Annotated in this window: 1 pseudogene; it reads left to right on the top strand. The window is 68.6% G+C overall.

From position 1 onward, the window contains the following. A pseudogene (locus EIK80_RS25715) lies at positions 1-283 on the top strand (sulfonate ABC transporter permease); the annotation flags it as partial.

The raw sequence follows: 283 nt of genomic DNA, 5'->3' as shown, positions 1-283 counted from the left end.
ATTCTGCGGCGTTCCGGCATTTCGGATGCGCTGGCTCTCGTGGGCCGGCCCATCGCCGATCTGATGTTCTGGCTGACCCGCCCGCTGGGCCGTACCGGCGCACGCTGGCCGGCCGCCGGCACCCGGCGTCGCACACTCGACATCGCGTTTATGGCGCTCATGGCTGTGGCCTGCCTGGCCGGTCTGTGGATGCTGGTGCGTTTCATCTCGGACGGCGAGGGGTTCGCCGAGGTCGGCCACGCGATGGTCCTGGGACTGATCACGTTCATGCGCGTGACGCTGC

The sequence above is a fragment of the Caulobacter sp. 602-1 genome (assembly GCF_003931565.1).
Lineage (GTDB): Bacteria > Pseudomonadota > Alphaproteobacteria > Caulobacterales > Caulobacteraceae > Caulobacter.
Note: the sequence above shows the minus strand (reverse complement) of the source record. Positions and strands in the feature narration are given on the sequence as shown.